The 16,155-nt window shown below is 36.7% G+C and carries 12 protein-coding genes; 9 read left to right on the plus strand and 3 right to left on the minus strand.

Going from position 1 to position 16,155, the window contains the following annotated elements; translation table 11 throughout:
* Window positions 1–7 precede the first annotated feature (7 nt).
* From mraY to AWV75_RS08295, 9 genes are all read left to right on the plus strand, one after another.
* Complete coding sequence (gene mraY, locus AWV75_RS08255) at window positions 8–1,219, plus strand: phospho-N-acetylmuramoyl-pentapeptide-transferase (protein ID WP_060873934.1); 1,212 nt, start codon at window positions 8–10, stop codon at window positions 1,217–1,219.
* Window positions 1,220–1,222: 3 nt separating this feature from the next.
* Entirely contained in the window at window positions 1,223–2,554 is a 1,332-nt protein-coding gene (gene murD, locus AWV75_RS08260; protein ID WP_060873935.1) for a UDP-N-acetylmuramoyl-L-alanine--D-glutamate ligase, read from the plus strand.
* 24 nt (window positions 2,555–2,578) lie between these two features.
* Window positions 2,579–3,820: an FtsW/RodA/SpoVE family cell cycle protein gene (locus AWV75_RS08265; RefSeq protein WP_060874060.1), complete on the plus strand. Its 1,242-nt coding sequence runs from the start codon at window positions 2,579–2,581 to the stop codon at window positions 3,818–3,820.
* 6 nt (window positions 3,821–3,826) lie between these two features.
* On the plus strand, window positions 3,827–4,921 hold the full coding sequence (murG, locus tag AWV75_RS08270; RefSeq protein ID WP_060873936.1) for an undecaprenyldiphospho-muramoylpentapeptide beta-N-acetylglucosaminyltransferase: 1,095 nt from the start codon (window positions 3,827–3,829) through the stop codon (window positions 4,919–4,921).
* A 3-nt stretch (window positions 4,922–4,924) separates the two neighbouring features.
* Window positions 4,925–6,274, plus strand: coding sequence for a UDP-N-acetylmuramate--L-alanine ligase (murC, locus tag AWV75_RS08275; protein WP_060873937.1), 1,350 nt, complete (start codon window positions 4,925–4,927; stop codon window positions 6,272–6,274).
* Window positions 6,275–6,280: 6 nt separating this feature from the next.
* On the plus strand, window positions 6,281–7,018 hold the full coding sequence (locus tag AWV75_RS08280; RefSeq protein ID WP_060873938.1) for a cell division protein FtsQ/DivIB: 738 nt from the start codon (window positions 6,281–6,283) through the stop codon (window positions 7,016–7,018).
* 9 nt (window positions 7,019–7,027) lie between these two features.
* Window positions 7,028–8,473 (plus strand): cell division protein FtsA, encoded by a 1,446-nt coding sequence (ftsA, locus tag AWV75_RS08285; protein WP_060873939.1) that lies wholly within the window; start codon window positions 7,028–7,030, stop codon window positions 8,471–8,473.
* A 15-nt stretch (window positions 8,474–8,488) separates the two neighbouring features.
* Complete coding sequence (ftsZ, locus tag AWV75_RS08290; protein WP_060873940.1) at window positions 8,489–10,537, plus strand: cell division protein FtsZ; 2,049 nt, start codon at window positions 8,489–8,491, stop codon at window positions 10,535–10,537.
* A gap of 302 nt (window positions 10,538–10,839) precedes the next feature.
* Window positions 10,840–11,556 carry a hypothetical protein gene (locus AWV75_RS08295; protein WP_060873941.1) on the plus strand — a complete coding sequence of 239 codons (717 nt, stop codon included), beginning with the start codon at window positions 10,840–10,842 and terminating at the stop codon, window positions 11,554–11,556.
* Window positions 11,557–11,601: 45 nt separating this feature from the next.
* Here the strand turns inward: AWV75_RS08295 and AWV75_RS08300 are convergent, their stop codons facing one another.
* The 3 genes from AWV75_RS08300 to AWV75_RS08310 are packed head-to-tail and all read right to left on the minus strand — an operon-like array spanning window position 11,602 to window position 16,144.
* Window positions 11,602–14,334 (minus strand): hypothetical protein, encoded by a 2,733-nt coding sequence (locus AWV75_RS08300; protein ID WP_060873942.1) that lies wholly within the window; start codon window positions 14,332–14,334, stop codon window positions 11,602–11,604.
* The gene (locus AWV75_RS08305) at window positions 14,334–15,356 is read right to left on the minus strand and encodes a hypothetical protein (RefSeq protein ID WP_060873943.1); all 1,023 of its coding nucleotides are present in this window, start codon (window positions 15,354–15,356) and stop codon (window positions 14,334–14,336) included. The genes AWV75_RS08300 and AWV75_RS08305 overlap by 1 nt, the downstream gene beginning before the upstream one ends.
* Window positions 15,353–16,144: a hypothetical protein gene (locus AWV75_RS08310; RefSeq protein ID WP_060873944.1), complete on the minus strand. Its 792-nt coding sequence runs from the start codon at window positions 16,142–16,144 to the stop codon at window positions 15,353–15,355. The genes AWV75_RS08305 and AWV75_RS08310 overlap by 4 nt, the downstream gene beginning before the upstream one ends.
* Window positions 16,145–16,155 lie beyond the last annotated feature (11 nt).

Consider the following 16,155-nt stretch of genomic DNA (forward strand, 5'->3'; position numbering starts at 1 on the left):
AATAGTTATGTTGTATTACGTATTTCAATACTTAGAGAGTTTTTTCAAGATACCTGGAGCAGGGGTGTTCCAGTATATTACGTTTCGTTCAGGTATGGCGATGATTTTCTCTTTGCTGATCTCCATTATTTACGGAAAGCGAATTATCTCGCGTTTGAGAAAAATGCAAATTGGAGAAACAGTTAGAGAACTAGGTTTAGAAGGACAAAAAGAAAAATCAGGTACCCCAACAATGGGTGGTGTTATCATCATTATTGCAACTTTAATCCCTGTATTATTGTTTGCGAAATTAGATAATATCTATGTGTTGTTACTTATTTTGACAACCATTTGGATGGGAGCTATTGGGTTCTTAGATGATTATATTAAAGTATTTAAGAAAGATAAAGAAGGACTAAAAGGACGATTTAAAGTGGTGGGCCAAGTTGGTTTAGGACTTATTGTTGGAGCAGTTTTATATTTCAGTCCAGCGGTTACAGTTCGTGAAGTACCAGCCAAACACATGCTAAGTGAAGTGGCGATAAGTCAATACGATGTAAAATCTACTGCAACAACAATTCCTTTCTTTAAGAATAACGAGTTTGATTACAGTATGTTAATCAGTTGGATGGGAGAGGGCGCGCAGGATTATGCTTGGTTAATCTTTATTCCCATTGTAATTTTTATCGTAACTGCGGTATCTAATGGGGCGAATTTAACAGATGGAATAGACGGCTTAGCCGCCGGTACTTCTGCAATATCCACTTTTGTGTTGGGTATTTTTGCCTTTATATCGGGGAACGTAATTTTTGCCAATTACCTCGATATCATGTATATCCCCAATTCAGGGGAAATGACCGTCTTTGTCTCCGCATTTATTGGAGCATTGATTGGTTTCTTGTGGTATAATACGTTTCCCGCTCAAGTATTTATGGGCGATACAGGAAGTTTAACCATTGGAGGAATTATTGCAGTATTAGCTATAGCAGTGCGCAAGGAATTATTGATTCCAGTACTATGTGCCGTGTTTTTCGCAGAAACATTATCAGTAGTATTGCAAGTAAGTTATTTTAAATACACGAAAAAGAAATATGGCGAAGGAAGGCGAATATTTTTAATGTCACCCCTGCATCACCATTTTCAAAAGAAAGGATACCATGAAAGTAAAATCGTTACTCGTTTTTGGATTATCGCTATTCTTTTAGGTGTATTCTGTGTGATTTCATTAAAACTGAGATAAGACATGAGAGTGGTTATTTTAGGAGGAGGAGAAAGTGGCGTTGGAACAGCTTTATTAGCTGTTGAAAAAGGATATGACGCTTTCGTTTCAGATTATGGAATCATCCAAGAAAAATATAAAGAAGTTCTTATACATCATCATATCGATTGGGAAGAACAGCAACATACAGAAGCGAAGATATTAAATGCAGATGTAGTTGTAAAAAGCCCTGGAATTCCAGATAAAGCGCCAATCGTAAAAAAAATTGTAGCAGAGGGAATCAAAGTAATTTCTGAAATAGAGTTTGCTTATCCTTTTAATGACGCGTTGTCGGTTGCTATTACGGGAAGTAATGGAAAGACGACAACTACGATGTTAACGTATCATGTATTACACCGCGGTGGATTAAATGTTGGTTTAGGTGGAAATATTGGTCAAAGTTATGCGGAGCAAGTTAAGGTGGATCCTGCAAAATGTTATGTTTTGGAGTTGAGTAGTTTTCAATTAGATGGTATCGAAACCTACAGACCCCATATTGCAGTAATCACTAATATTAGTCCAGATCATTTAGATCGATACGACTATAAATATGAGAATTATATCGCTTCAAAGTTTCGAATTACGATGAATCAAACCGAAGAGGATTATTTGATTTATGATTATGACGATGTTGAGATTCAGAAATGGTTGAGCGAACATGAGGTAAAAGCACATAAATTACCTTTTTCTATTAAACATAAACTAGAAGAAGGGGCCTATGTGGAAGATGATAAAATTATAGTGAATATGAGTGATGAAAAATTTGTATTACCTATTAAGGAAGTGGCTCTCGAAGGGATGCACAACTTAAAAAATGTTATGGCAGCAACAACAATAGCACAGTTAAAGCGAATTCGAAAAAATGTAATACGTGAAAGTTTGTCAGATTTTCAAGGAGTTGAACATCGTTTAGAAAAAGTGCTGAAATTAGAAAACGTTCAATATATTAACGATTCGAAAGCAACTAATGTCAACGCTACTTTCTTCGCTTTAGAAAGCATGAAAACGCCAACCGTTTGGATTGTTGGAGGTGTTGACAAAGGGAATGACTATGATGAGTTGATGCCTTTAGTACGTGAAAAGGTAAAAGCAATTGTTTGTTTGGGTATTGATAACCAAAAAATAAAAGCAGCATATGAAAAGGTTGTAGATGATCTAGTAGAAGTACAATCGATGCATGATGCAGTTATTCAGGCAAAAGCTTTAGCTGAGGGGGGAGATACTGTTTTACTATCACCCGCTTGTGCGAGTTTTGATTTGTTTACCAGCTATGAAGATAGAGGAAGACAGTTCAAGGAGGAAGTAATGAAATTATAACAATAGATAAATTAGAGGTAGATGATGAAAAAATTACTTTCATTATTACACGGAGATAAGATTATATGGGCATTAGCAATTTTATTGGCCATGCTTTCTTTTTTACCCGTTTATAGTGCAAGTACGAATCTAGTTTATACCATCGGAACGGGAAAGGCAACAACTGATTACTTGTTTCGACATTTCGTTCATTTATTTATTGGAATTTGCATCATGTGGTATTTTCACAAAAGAGATTATGCACTCTTTCGGAAGATAGCCATTATTGGTATGCCTATTATTGCATTGATCTTATTGTACACCTTGTTGAAAGGAAATACAATTGGAGGTGCGAATGCAAGTAGATGGCTGAAGATTCCCTTATTGGGGCAGTTTCAACCTTCTTCTACAGCAGCAATTATCTTGCTGATGTATGTAGCGCAATACCTCACTGGCATTAAAGATGAAGTAGTGTCCTTTAAAACATCCTTTTGGCAATTATGGGTTCCCGTATTAGTAATCATAGGATTGATTTTACCGGCTAACTTCTCTACCGCTGCTTTAATCTTTTGTATGGTCTGTGTACTGGTATTTATTGGAAAATATCCTTTTAAATACTTAATGACCATCATCGGAATTGGCGCTTGTGGAATGCTCTTGTTTGTTTTAGTGGCCAAAGCTTTTCCAGGGGCATTTCCCAATCGTGTGGATACTTGGATTAGTCGTATTGACCGCTTTACCGGACCTGATGATGGAACACGCGATTTGTATCAAGTAGAAAATGCAAAGATGGCCATTGCGAATGGAGGGTTATTTGGAGTAGGACCTGGTAAAAGTGTATTGAAAAATTTTTTACCTCAGTCGTCTTCGGATTTTATCTATGCCATCATCGTTGAAGAATGGGGATTGTTCGGAGGATTAACGATCTTAGGCATTTATCTTTTGCTGTTTTATCGCTTTTTAATTGCGGTACATAAGGCCCCCACGCTCTTTGGAAAATTATTAGTTGCTGGATTGGGATTCTATCTCATCTTTCAGGCATTAATTAATATGGGCGTAGCAGTTTCGCTTTTGCCTACAACAGGACAAGCATTACCACTAGTAAGTAGTGGAGGTACCGCTATTTGGATGACGTGTTTCGCTATTGCAGTAATCTTGAGTGTAACCAAGAAAGAAGCAGAGATACAAGCCGAAGAACAAAAGAAAAAAGAAGAAGAAGCATTGGAACAAGAAATGCTACATGATTTACATATTGAACGATTAGAAAAAAATAGTATAGAAGAATAAAAGCAAATGGAACGTAAACCAAAGTTTATTGTAAGTGGAGGAGGAACAGGAGGGCATATCTTTCCTGCATTGGCAATAGCCGATGAATTGAAAGTGAGATTTCCTGAAGCCGATATTCTTTTTGTAGGGGCAGAAGGAAAAATGGAAATGCAACGTGTGCCTGAAGCTGGATATCCCATCGAAGGATTGTGGATTTCTGGTATTCAACGCAAATTGACCCTTGACAATTTGATGTTTCCTTTCAAGTTATTAAGTAGCTTAAAGAAGTCCAGAAAAATTGTCAAGCAATTTCAACCGGATGTCGTTATTGGCACAGGAGGATTCGCTAGTGGAGCTGTGGTAAAAGTAGCTGCAGGAAAAGGAATTCCAACCCTTGTTCAAGAGCAAAATTCGTTTCCTGGTATTACGAATAAACTCTTGGGAAAAGAAGTAGATAAGATTTGTGTGGCGTATGATGGATTGGAACAATTCTTCCCCAAGCACAAAATAATAAAAACAGGAAATCCTGTTCGTCAAGGATTACTTGATGTGGCATCAAAAAGAGAAGAAGCCATGGCCTATTTTGGATTGGATCAATCAAAAAGTACGCTATTGGTTTTAGGAGGGAGTTTAGGTGCACGTAGAATTAATCAATTGATCGAAGAACAACTGCCATTATTTAAAGAAATGGGCATACAGTTGATTTGGCAATGTGGGAAATTCTACTACGAGGAGTATAAGCAATACGAATCGGCAGAAGTAAAAGTTCGCGCGTTTTTAGACCGCATGGATTTGGCATATGCCGCAGCAGATAGCATTATTTCTCGTGCAGGTGCTTCATCTGTATCAGAGCTGGCATTGGTAGGAAAAGCAGTTATTTTTATTCCGTCACCTAATGTAGCAGAAGATCACCAAACCAAAAATGCAAGAAGCATCGTCGAACAAGATGCCGCACTTTTGATAAAAGAAAGCGAGTTAGCAGAAACGTTTGTCGAGACGTTCAAAGACTTGTTTAACAATAAAGAAAAACAAATGGAGCTGGGACAAAACTTCAGAACTTTAGCTTTGCCCCAAGCAACAAAAGATATAGTAGATCAGATCGTAGAATTAATGAAGAAGTAAGAAATGGATATAAATAGCATTAAGAGCGTATATTTTATAGGAATAGGAGGCATAGGTATGAGTGCTTTGGCTCGTTATTTTAAGTTCATTGGAAAAGAAGTAGCAGGATACGATAAAGTATCTACGCAATTGACACAAGAATTAGAAGCCGCAGGAATTGAGATTCACTATGAAGATAATGTAGACTTAATTCGTGCAAATTATAAAGACGTAGCTTCAACGTTAGTTGTAGTTACTCCTGCAGTTCCACAAGAACATTCAGAATGGAATTATTTCAAATCAAATCAATTTGAAATCAAGAAACGTTCAGAAGTATTGGGAATTATTACCAAAGATACCTACTGTTTTGCAGTAGCTGGTACCCATGGTAAAACGACAACGACAAGTATCTTAGGACATTTGTTATTTCAAGCAGGATTGGATGTTACTGCATTTGTAGGGGGCGTAGTTGAAAACTACCAAACCAACTTGATTGGAAGCGGTAAAACAGTTACAGTAGTAGAGGCGGATGAATTTGATCGTTCTTTTTTGCGACTGTTTCCCAATGTAGCCTGTATCACTTCAACAGAAGCGGATCATTTGGATATATTTGGAACGGCAGAAGAAATGTTGGTTGCTTTTAAAGATTTTGCGCAACGTTTACCTGAAGCAAATAAATTATTTGTTACTGAAGCGGTTGACTTAGCTGGAATCCAAGTCGGATTCGGATCGGATTGTAGCTATCAAGCAAAAGACATCAAAGTTGTAAACGGATGGTATGTATTTGATATCGTAACACCGAAGGAAACGATTCACAATGTTTCTTTTGGTCTACCAGGAAGACATAATTTATCCAATGCGCTAATGGCTTTTGCTATGGCGAGTGACTATGGAGTAGATACACAAAAGTTGGTCGAAGGGTTGAAAAGCTTCCGCGGTGTACGCCGAAGATTCTCGTATAAAATTAGACGAGAAGATTTGATTTACATTGATGATTATGCCCATCATCCAACAGAAATCAAAGCTGCAAGTCAGGGCGTTCACGAAATGCACGGAGATAAGAAGATTGTAGCTGTATTTCAACCACACTTGTACAGTAGAACAAGAGATTTTATGGATGAATTTGCAGCCGCTTTATCTACATTTGACAATGTGATATTGTTGGATATTTATCCTGCGCGCGAATTGCCTATCGAGGGAGTAACCTCGGCAAAATTGTTGGAGCAATTAACATCAAAAGAAAAGCAGTTGGTTGCTAAAGAGGAATTAATTACACATTTAAAAGCATCAGATGCTGAAATCATCCTGACTATTGGAGCAGGTGATATTGGAGAAATGGTGCAAGACATAAAAATAGCTTTAGAAGGAAAATAAAAAAAAATGAAAAAATTGTTGAAGAAAATAAAATGGTCAGATTTGCGCATTTTGATGATGCTAGGAGTCTTATTGTTTTTATATTCTTTTAGCAATGACCGAAGCACACATCGAAACTTAAAAGGAGTAGATATTATTTTTAAAGGAGAAGAAACACATTTTGTAACTTCTAGTGATGTAAAAGATATTGTAACAAATAAAAGCGGTAATATTATAGCTCAAGATCGAACGACAGTTGATTTAAATATTTTAGAAAAAGGAGTATTGCAAAATAAGCTGATCAAAGAAGCTGAGGTATATGTAACCATTGATGGGGTTTTAAAAGTTGAAGTCAATCAAAAAAAAGCGATTGGACGCGTGGTGGGAGAAGTAGAGTCGTATTATTTGGATGAAAATGGAAATCGAATGCCTTTATCTGATAATTATGCGGAACGCGTAATACTAGTTGAAGGAAACATTAAGAATGAAATGCAAGGCGAGTTAAAAAGCATGTTGGACGTTATTAATGGGGATGAATTTTTAAAGCAAGAAATCACTGGAATTACTATTGAACCTGATGAGGGGATTTATTTAAAAAGTCGAGTAAATAAGTTTCAAATTTTGTTTGGAAGTTTCAATGAAATGGAACGAAAACTTATGAATTACAAAGCTTTTATACAGTATGCGATGAATGAGAATATAGATATAGATAGTTATAAAAAGATCAATCTGAAATTTACCCAACAAGTGGTGTGTTCAAAATAAAAATTGAGTATGGAAAAAGAAAATATAGCTGTTGGTTTAGACATTGGGACAACGAAGATTGTTGCAATGATTGGTAAAAAAAATGAATACGGGAAGCTCGAAATCTTAGGCTTGGGAAAAGCAAAGAGTTTGGGTGTGAAAAGAGGAGTGGTGAACAATATTACACAAACCATTCAATCGATTCAACATGCGGTGGCAGATGCTGAAACTCAAGCAGGGTATAAGATTAAGAATGTTGTAGTGGGTATTGCTGGTCAACACATCAGAAGTATTCAACACAGTGATTATATTAGTCGTCCAAATCCTGATGAGGTAATTGGAGATAAAGATATTGAACAGTTGATTAATCAGGTGCAGAAATTGAGTATGTTGCCAGGAGAAGAGATTATTCATGTTTTACCACAAGAATTTAAAATAGATGGAGAACCGGGAATTAAAGAACCGGTAGGAATGTATGGTAGTCGATTAGAAGCTACGTTTCATGTAGTTGTAGGTCAAGCAGCTTTAATTAAAAACGCTGGACGTTGTATCAAAGATGCAGGCCTTGAACTAGCAGGGATTACGTTAGAACCTTTAGCATCTGCAGAAGCAGTACTGAGCCAGGAGGAGAAAGAAGCAGGAGTTGCTTTGATTGATATAGGAGGAGGAACAACGGATTTAGCTATTTTTAAAGATGGAATTATCCGCCATACTGCTGTAGTACCTTTTGGAGGAAACGTAATTACAGAAGATATCAAAGAAGGATGTTCGATTATTGAACGTCAAGCAGAGATTCTAAAAGTAAAATTCGGTTCTGCATGGCCAGGAGAAAACAAGGATAATGAAATTGTTTCAATTCCAGGTTTGCGAGGAAAAGAACCCAAAGAAATTTCTTTAAAAAATCTTTCGAAGATTATAAATGCTCGCGTTGAAGAAATTATTCAATTGGTTTTTTCAGAGATTAAGAGTTATGGATATGAAAATCCACAGAAAAAATTAATCGCAGGAATTGTTTTAACAGGAGGAGGATCAGAACTCAAACACATTAAACAATTAGTCGAATATATTACAGGTATTGATACCCGTATTGGATATCCAAATGAGCATTTAGCTGGGGATTCAAGCTTAGAAGTTTCAAGTCCATTATATGCAACGGGAGTTGGATTGGTAATGGAAAGTGAAAAACACCGCAAAAGAGGTGCTGTTTCAGTAGAAGAATTAAAAGCGGTTGAAACAAAAGTTGAATCAAAACCAGAAGAGCGAAAGGTCGTGTATACTTCTCCTGAAGAAGAAGTGGTAAATACACCAAAAGAGCCTGTTGAGCGCGTCATTCAACCTCGTGTTGAAACGGTCTCACAACCTAAGGAAGAACAAAGCGAAGGACAGCCAAGTACAAGTACAGCAGATCGCTTCGAAAGTAGTTTCATAGGGAACTTTTTTAGAAAAATTAAAGAATTTATTGAAAAGCAAGAATAATAAAACGATACGTATATGGAGAATACAGATTTCGGAGGAATAAAGTTTGATATGCCTAAGAACCAATCAAACGTTATCAAGGTAATTGGTGTAGGTGGCGGAGGAAGTAACGCAATCAATCACATGTTTAAGCAGGGAATTAAAGGCGTTGATTTCATCGTTTGTAACACGGATTCACAAGCCTTAGAGAATAGTTCAGTTCCTAATAAAATTCAGTTAGGGGTTAACCTAACGGAAGGACTAGGTGCGGGTGCAAACCCAGAAGTTGGACAACAATCTGCTTTAGAGAGTATAGAAGAAATTGAGAAAATGCTAGATACCAATACCAAGATGGTGTTCATCACTGCGGGTATGGGTGGAGGTACAGGAACAGGTGCTGCTCCTGTCATTGCACAACTATCAAAAGAAAGAGATATATTAACGGTAGGTATCGTGACGATTCCTTTCCAATTTGAAGGGAAAGTACGTCAAGAACAAGCGTTAAGAGGAGTTGATCGATTGAGAAAACAAGTGGATTCTCTAATCGTAATCAACAATAATAAATTACGTGAAGTATATGGAAACTTAGGCTTTAAGGCGGGCTTCTCCAAAGCAGATGAGGTATTGTCAACTGCTGCTCGTGGTATCGCTGAAGTTATTACGCACCACTATACGCAAAATATTGACTTGAAAGATGCGAAAACAGTATTGTCTGATAGTGGTACAGCTATTATGGGATCAGGTACAGCATCAGGAGACAATAGAGCAAAAGATGCGATTATTGATGCGTTAGATTCTCCATTGCTTAATGACAATAAAATTTCAGGTGCTAAAAACGTATTGTTATTAATTGTTTCTGGAACAAATGAAATTACAATTGATGAAATTGGTGAAATCAATGATCACATCCAAACCGAAGCCGGTCATAATGCAAATATCATTATGGGGGTTGGTGAAGATGAATCATTAGGTGAAGCAATTTCAGTTACTATTATTGCTACGGGATTTAATTACGAGCAGCAAAAAAGTATTGTAAATTCATCTGAACCAAAAGTGATTATTCACACCTTAGAAGAAGAACAAAAAGTAGTACGCGATTTAACGCAAACAGCGGCTGTGTCTTCTTATGGATTTACTACACCGGATCAACCTTTGCGCGTTTCTACTCCAGAAACAAGCGAGCTTGCGGTGGAAAAAGAAGAAGTAAATTACGAGATAGAAACTAGAAAAGTTTTTACGTTAGAGGATGATTATGAAGAAGGAGATGACGATGATGATTTCGGAGGACCAACAACTCCCACACAACCTGTAGGGGAAGTTGATGAGGTTGTATTTGAAAGAAAATCAGTAGATGCTTCTAACTTAGATGTATTCTTCGAAATTGTAACGCCAAAAGCAGAAGAAAGAACACAAGAGCACAACCAACAGGATCCGATGGCTTCCAAACAAAAAGACATCAGAGATATTCAAGTAATTGACCCTGAGTTTGTCATTGTTACGCCTAAAAAACAAGAAGTAGCTGCACCAATTGTATACCATTTTGATGAAGAACTAGCTGAAATGGAAGTATCTGCTGCTGAAGTAGTAGGACATGCAAATGATGCAATAGCTCAATCTGCGGCAAAAAAAGAAGAAATTATTCGTTTTTCTTTAGAGGACTACATGGATAAAGAAGAAGAGTTATCTTTAGCTAAACCAGTAGTGAATCACACAGAAGAAATTGCAGAAGAATTTAAATTTTCTGTACGTGCAGAAGGAACTCCAGTTGTAAATAAAGTGGAAGTAGAAGCTTCTACAGAAGATTATGACGAGATGAACCCAACAGAAATGAGTATTGAAGAATTCACATTGAGAAGCAGAGCAGCAGAGCGAAGAAGAAAAATGAAAGACTTCAATTACAAGTTTAACAATTCAACAGCTCATTATTCAGATTTAGAAAAAGAGCCAGCGTATAAGCGCCAAGGAGTTGATTTGGAAGATGTAAATGATGAAAGTAATAAGTCTAGAATATCATTCGGTGTAGATGGGAATAACGATCCTAAATTGAGATCAAACAACTCGTTTTTACACGATAATGTAGACTAAGCGATACCTAGTATCATCTATCACTTATAATTTAAAACAGTAGTAAATGTAGTTTACTACTGTTTTTTTTTGTCTATGTTTCATCTTTATGCCCTAATACGCTAGTTAAAGATAAAAATGAGGCGTAATAGCGTAATGCTTCTATATAAGTATACTGGCTAAATTCGTTACAGTATTCAAATATTTATGCGAATTGTTTAATAAAAGCCTGTTTGTGTTTGATTGCCTTTCGTAATTTATTTTTGCAACTTATTGGTTTTCGGTACATTGTCGTCTCTTTTTTCTAATATAAAATAGTGATGATGAAAAAAATATACCTTCTTTTTCTTGTAGTATGGATGTCTTTTACCTCTTGTTCTCAGCTCAGTCCAACGCTTGTGAAATCTAAATATACAGCAGACCAAGTCTTGCGCAAGTTGGAGTTTACACAACCTTATACGGTTACAACAAGTACGCCTGTTACCTTTGGAGAAAAAATAGTTTCAGGTGATTTTAATACAGAAAATTATCAGCATACACCCTGGGCAGACGCAACCAAGGGAAGGGAATTTATTATTGTGGAATACGCTGACCCAAAGCAAAAAACGGAATGGGGGTATTTATACCAGGTCTACCTGTGGAAAGATCGCATCCTGCCTTTCTTTGTGAATCGAGGGGATGGCATGGGACTAACGCTGCGTTATAATGGAACCTCACAAGCGTGTTATCGCGTGAATTATTCGCCGGATTTGTATCGCTACAACTATCCAACGTTAGTCGAACCCAATCAAATTCTGAATTTTGTATTTATGGAAAAAGAATGGGTGGTACGCAAAGATAAAATGAAGGTGCGATCCTATGTATTCAATGCCGATGAAAGCAGCGGTGTAGAATTAATTGCCAGAACAGAAGAACCTTGTAAGGGAAGTATCTTGATTACTTTTTCCATTAAGATTGTTGCAGACGATGCGTGGATTGCTATTGATAAAACAGTAAATAGCTACAAGATCAACTGTAATGAGGGTCATGCTACACCGTGATGCAATAAAAAGACCTTTTCAAGTTGGAAAGTCTTTATGGAAGGGTTAGAAACTAACGGCTTTGAATTTTTTGACCTGTACTTCTTTCTCTTTTATTTTCAAGGTAAAGGAAATATCTTTCGATTCACCTACTGCCGTACTGATTTTAACTGCATTTTCCACGACATCCACCTGATTCTGATGTTCTGGATAAACGGTTAAGATATAATCTCCTTTAGGTAAATAAAAGGCGTATTTCCCTTCATCAGACGTATAGGTAGTAAATACTTCACCTTGGGTATTCTGTGCTGTTATACGTTGTCCTGCTAGGTTTTTGTTGATGGAGAATGAATTTGCCGTATAGTCATAAGCAATACTTCCTGTTATGGTAGTTGTTTGTCTTAAATAAATAATATGAGTCACATCTGAATTCAATTGAATTTTTTCAACTTGAGCAAACCAGTGTTTGTCATTTTGTGTTTGAATCGTATACGTATTAGCCGGTAGTTTTTTGTATTCAATAATTCCTTCATCGGTAGTAACAAAGGCTTTGTTGTTGATGGTCACGATGCGATGGTTCGCAGGGGTTAGGGTTTGGTCTTCGTCTTGATAGTACACGAGTACTTTTAAATTATAGGATTTCTCATAGAATTTATAAGGAATTAATTGTTTGATTAATCCTACTTGCACATAATTGGTTTGATTACTAGAAGAATAGCCCCCATAATTGTTGTAATTCGTGATGTAAACATCAAAGTCCTTTTTAAGCTTGTATTCGATGCGGGTATTAAACTGCCAAAAATCACCACTTGTAGTTGTATTCGTATAGTAACTACTGAATTGAACGCCTAAGCGATTGTTGAAAAAACGCTGTCTATAATTTGCCATAACCATCAAGTTGATATAGGTGTTTAGCGTTTGCATGTCGTAATAAGAAGCATTAATAAGCTCACTTAAGTTGTTGTAATTGTATTGATAGCTCAACCCAAAATCGAAATATTTATAGTTTAATCCTACGTTGATTCGATAATGTAAGCGCTCTTGTAGTTCCGTTTCTGTCGTGTAATTTCCTAAATCAATAGATGCATTGTAACCCAAGCCTTTTAGAAAATTACTTTTTGTAAAGGCTGTATTGAGGCGAATAGCATACAAATCCTCCATAGCGCTTGTATGGTAGTTATAGCGTTTCTCATGGACATATTGAGGACTTACAGCAAGGGTACTCGTTGCAAATCGATACGAATAGCTTAGCCCCAACGTATTGGATTGTTGCTTGGCATTATAGGAATTGGTATAACTGTACTTTGGTGCATAATCAATAAAATGCTGAACAAGGCCAACACTGTGTCGGTCAAAATTTCGGCGAATAGTTGTTGCTATTTGAGAAACTCCTTGACGCATACCTGCATAATAAGGACTGCTATAGAAACTATTGTGTTGTACTTGGTATCTATTGAAGTTGGCAGCTAGGTTTAAACCAACAAAAAGCCCCAATTGATTGGATTCAGTCGCTTGTAGCAAAGAGGTTCCTTGATTTAAATCTGCTTGAAGGGTTGGTTTATTCCACAACGTAAAGCTATTGTAGGCTAACATTTTCTTTTCTGCATAACGATGGTTGACATCGTAATACAATTGTGCTTGTTTCCAACGATTCTTTTGCGATTGGAATCCCACCCAAGTATTGTAACCAATAGAACGATCATTGGGATCTGTAATTAGATATGTTTTATCTAAATACCCCGCTTGGATATAAAGTGAATCACGAACTTTAATATTCGTTTGAATTCCACGTCCTTGTTGAGAAAACTCACCCGATTGAAAAATATTACCCGCTTGTACTTGCACTTTTTCTGTTTGAAAGTCAGCGAGGAAATAACGCAAATTCATCTTATTTTCTTTATCCCAATGGATTAAATCACCAGTTAATCCCAATTGCGTTTTCTCTGTAAATTGTAAGGTAGCTGAACCAATTAATTGTGTAGCTCCCAGCACGTTTTGTCCCATTACACGGTTTAATTCTATCGTGTTGGATTGTGCTGCATAGGCAAGATTTTGGTCTTCTGCTTTATAGCGTCGTTTTGATTTTAGAGAACTAACAGCATAATTGGTACGAGCGATAAAATCGCCATTTTCATATAATAAAGTTGCACTTATATCGAAATCTTCCAGTTTAAAAGCCTCTTTGGTAATGCGTTGTTGAATGGACAATAACGTGTCGTTTTGCGGCTGAAGAGCAAAATCAAAGGCTAAGGTTTTGTCTTTGTACAGTTGAGCAGGTAAAGTTAGAATGTAATGAACGTTCTCCGTGGTATTTCCTTTATTTTGAATTAAGGCTTTCAGATAGATACTGTCTCCAATTTGTTGAAATTGAAGTTGGTTTTCTACATTTAAAAGTAGTATGCGTCGATTCTTTTGAATTAAAATGGGATGTTCTACCCAAGGAATAGAAGGACCAAAATCAGCAGTTAATTTAGCTTTAATGGATAAGTTTCCCTCCATAGCAGTACTTTGGTCTACTTGTGCAATAACGGGTACAAACATCTTTTGCCCCGGATTTAATCGCACTACTTTTGTTGGCGAACTCGAAATGCGAATGGATTTAGCATTGCTTTCTATCCCTAGATTTCCTGTCCATGCAACTTGTCCTAAATTGGATAGTTCTAATGTAGCAGTAACATGACCGAGTTCATCCGCTTGAGAAGCAGTGGAGGTGAATTTTAAAAATACAGTAGCCCCCTGTGCCCATAACGAAGATGAACCAAGTAAAAAGAAAAAGAAGATAAAAAGCTTTTTAGCCATTAATTCGGAACAATTATAAAATAAAGATAGGTTTCATATCTTCCACTTGCTTGTTGTAGTTCTTTGGTATTCGGAGGAATACTCAATTCCAAATTGTAGGACATGGATTGACTCCATCTCGGAAAAGAAGCCAAAGCCTGTTCTTGAGCAGATAAGGAGAGTGGTCCAAATAAAGTTACCTCAGAAGCATTTCCGCCTTGAATATTGTTTAATGTGGCTCTTAGCTTTAAAACAGAAACAGGAATACTATTAGACATCGTTGTGTTGTATAATAGATTGTCCGCCGTTTTAACTAGTACTTGATGCCCTTGATAGCTTCGAATAAATAAAGCATTGTTAATGGTGATTTTTTTACCTTTTACTATATCTTCTGGACTGTCAAAATTAAAAATAAATTCATTGGCTCCATTGCGCAATTCAGCCACTTGATCCCCATGATTTCCTACATAATTTACTTGGAATCGTGCAACTCCAGGTGAGGAAGTTCTACGGGTGAGTAAAACATCTTTTCCTGAAGTTGTATCGTAGAGTGAAAACTCATAGGTACTGCGGTATACGCCATTGGGAATGGTCAAAAGATGCACGCCTCCTCGTAGGGCTAAGTTAAAAGATAGGGTGTAATAATTCCCTTCAGGAAGGGCTGTTGTGCTTTCTACAATAGTACTTTCTTGGAATTTACTCAAAGGCAAATCTCGTCCTATACTGCTGAATGAAATTTGATTGAAATTACCACTTTGTCTATTGATGCTTAAGCTCGAATTTTCTGCTGGAACACTATAATTTTCGAAGGTATAATCATCGAGTAGACGAACCGTAATTTTCCATTTGGCAGGAGCAGTCACGTTAAAATTTCTTCTAAACTGAACTGAAATTTGTCGTTCTTCTGACTTGCCAAATTTTAAATCATTATAGGAGTTTAGCACTAATTGTCCACCATCATATACATTGAGGTCATATTGTGCATAAATCAAAGTATGCAAACAACAAGCAAGTGCTACAAAAAGTTTTTGTTTGAAACTCATAGGGTAAAATCAAGTTCGGCTATTTTTACAGTATTGTCCTTTCCATAAGTCAATTGTACTATAAAAGTGTAAGTGCCAGGTTTTAAATCTTGCGGCAAAGGGAAAGATTGTTTTCTCGAGTCATCAGGTAAGCTGTAAAAATCAAGCGTATTCAAGGCTTGTTTTTCTCCTGTTTGTTGATCAAATAGTGTAGCTGTGATTTTTCCATCACTCCACAATAACCCATTATTTTGAAACGAAACATCAATCGCACGTTGGCCCTCTGTCGTTTTATTTGGTTCTAAATTTGTAATCTCTACAGATTCTGTATTATTCTGGTTGGCATGATAGACTTTTAATCCCATGCGAACCGTTACCTTAATTGCTGCCCCGTTTTCGTCTACTGCATTACCTGGATTTAACTGCGTAAAGAAAATCATCGCTGTGTGTACAGGTGTGTCAGTATCTACTTGTTGAGGAACGTTCAAAATTACCTCTACCTCTTTAATTTCATTTGGCTCAATTACAAAATAAGAATTAGGCAGGACCTGAATCCAAGAAGAAGCAGAATTGCGCAAAGTATTCGCTTCTGCAATGTGGTTACTTCCGTTGGTATCATAATTCCAGTCCCCTAATGAAACCCCTACTTCTACTGCTTTATCATTGGGATTTGCAATACGTACCTTTTGTGTAGCAACTGTACCTGCAGTATTGCGAAAATACATTTTCCCAGGTGAGATGGATAATCCCGCTTGCGCAAATGAAACAATTGAACTCAAAAGAAAGACTAGATAAAATAATTTTCTCATTATAAAGCAAT

Origin of the sequence: Myroides odoratus, from assembly GCF_001549985.1 — a bacterium.
GTDB lineage: Bacteria > Bacteroidota > Bacteroidia > Flavobacteriales > Flavobacteriaceae > Flavobacterium > Flavobacterium odoratum_A.

Coding starts and splice junctions, on each gene's coding strand:
- mraY (WP_060873934.1), top strand. CDS start 8: ATGTTGTATTACGTATTTCAATACTTAGAGAGTTTTTTCAAGATACCT.
- murD (WP_060873935.1), top strand. CDS start 1,223: ATGAGAGTGGTTATTTTAGGAGGAGGAGAAAGTGGCGTTGGAACAGCT.
- AWV75_RS08265 (WP_060874060.1), top strand. CDS start 2,579: ATGAAAAAATTACTTTCATTATTACACGGAGATAAGATTATATGGGCA.
- murG (WP_060873936.1), top strand. CDS start 3,827: ATGGAACGTAAACCAAAGTTTATTGTAAGTGGAGGAGGAACAGGAGGG.
- murC (WP_060873937.1), top strand. CDS start 4,925: ATGGATATAAATAGCATTAAGAGCGTATATTTTATAGGAATAGGAGGC.
- AWV75_RS08280 (WP_060873938.1), top strand. CDS start 6,281: ATGAAAAAATTGTTGAAGAAAATAAAATGGTCAGATTTGCGCATTTTG.
- ftsA (WP_060873939.1), top strand. CDS start 7,028: ATGGAAAAAGAAAATATAGCTGTTGGTTTAGACATTGGGACAACGAAG.
- ftsZ (WP_060873940.1), top strand. CDS start 8,489: ATGGAGAATACAGATTTCGGAGGAATAAAGTTTGATATGCCTAAGAAC.
- AWV75_RS08295 (WP_060873941.1), top strand. CDS start 10,840: ATGAAAAAAATATACCTTCTTTTTCTTGTAGTATGGATGTCTTTTACC.
- AWV75_RS08300 (WP_060873942.1), bottom strand. CDS start 14,334: ATGGCTAAAAAGCTTTTTATCTTCTTTTTCTTTTTACTTGGTTCATCT.
- AWV75_RS08305 (WP_060873943.1), bottom strand. CDS start 15,356: ATGAGTTTCAAACAAAAACTTTTTGTAGCACTTGCTTGTTGTTTGCAT.
- AWV75_RS08310 (WP_060873944.1), bottom strand. CDS start 16,144: ATGAGAAAATTATTTTATCTAGTCTTTCTTTTGAGTTCAATTGTTTCA.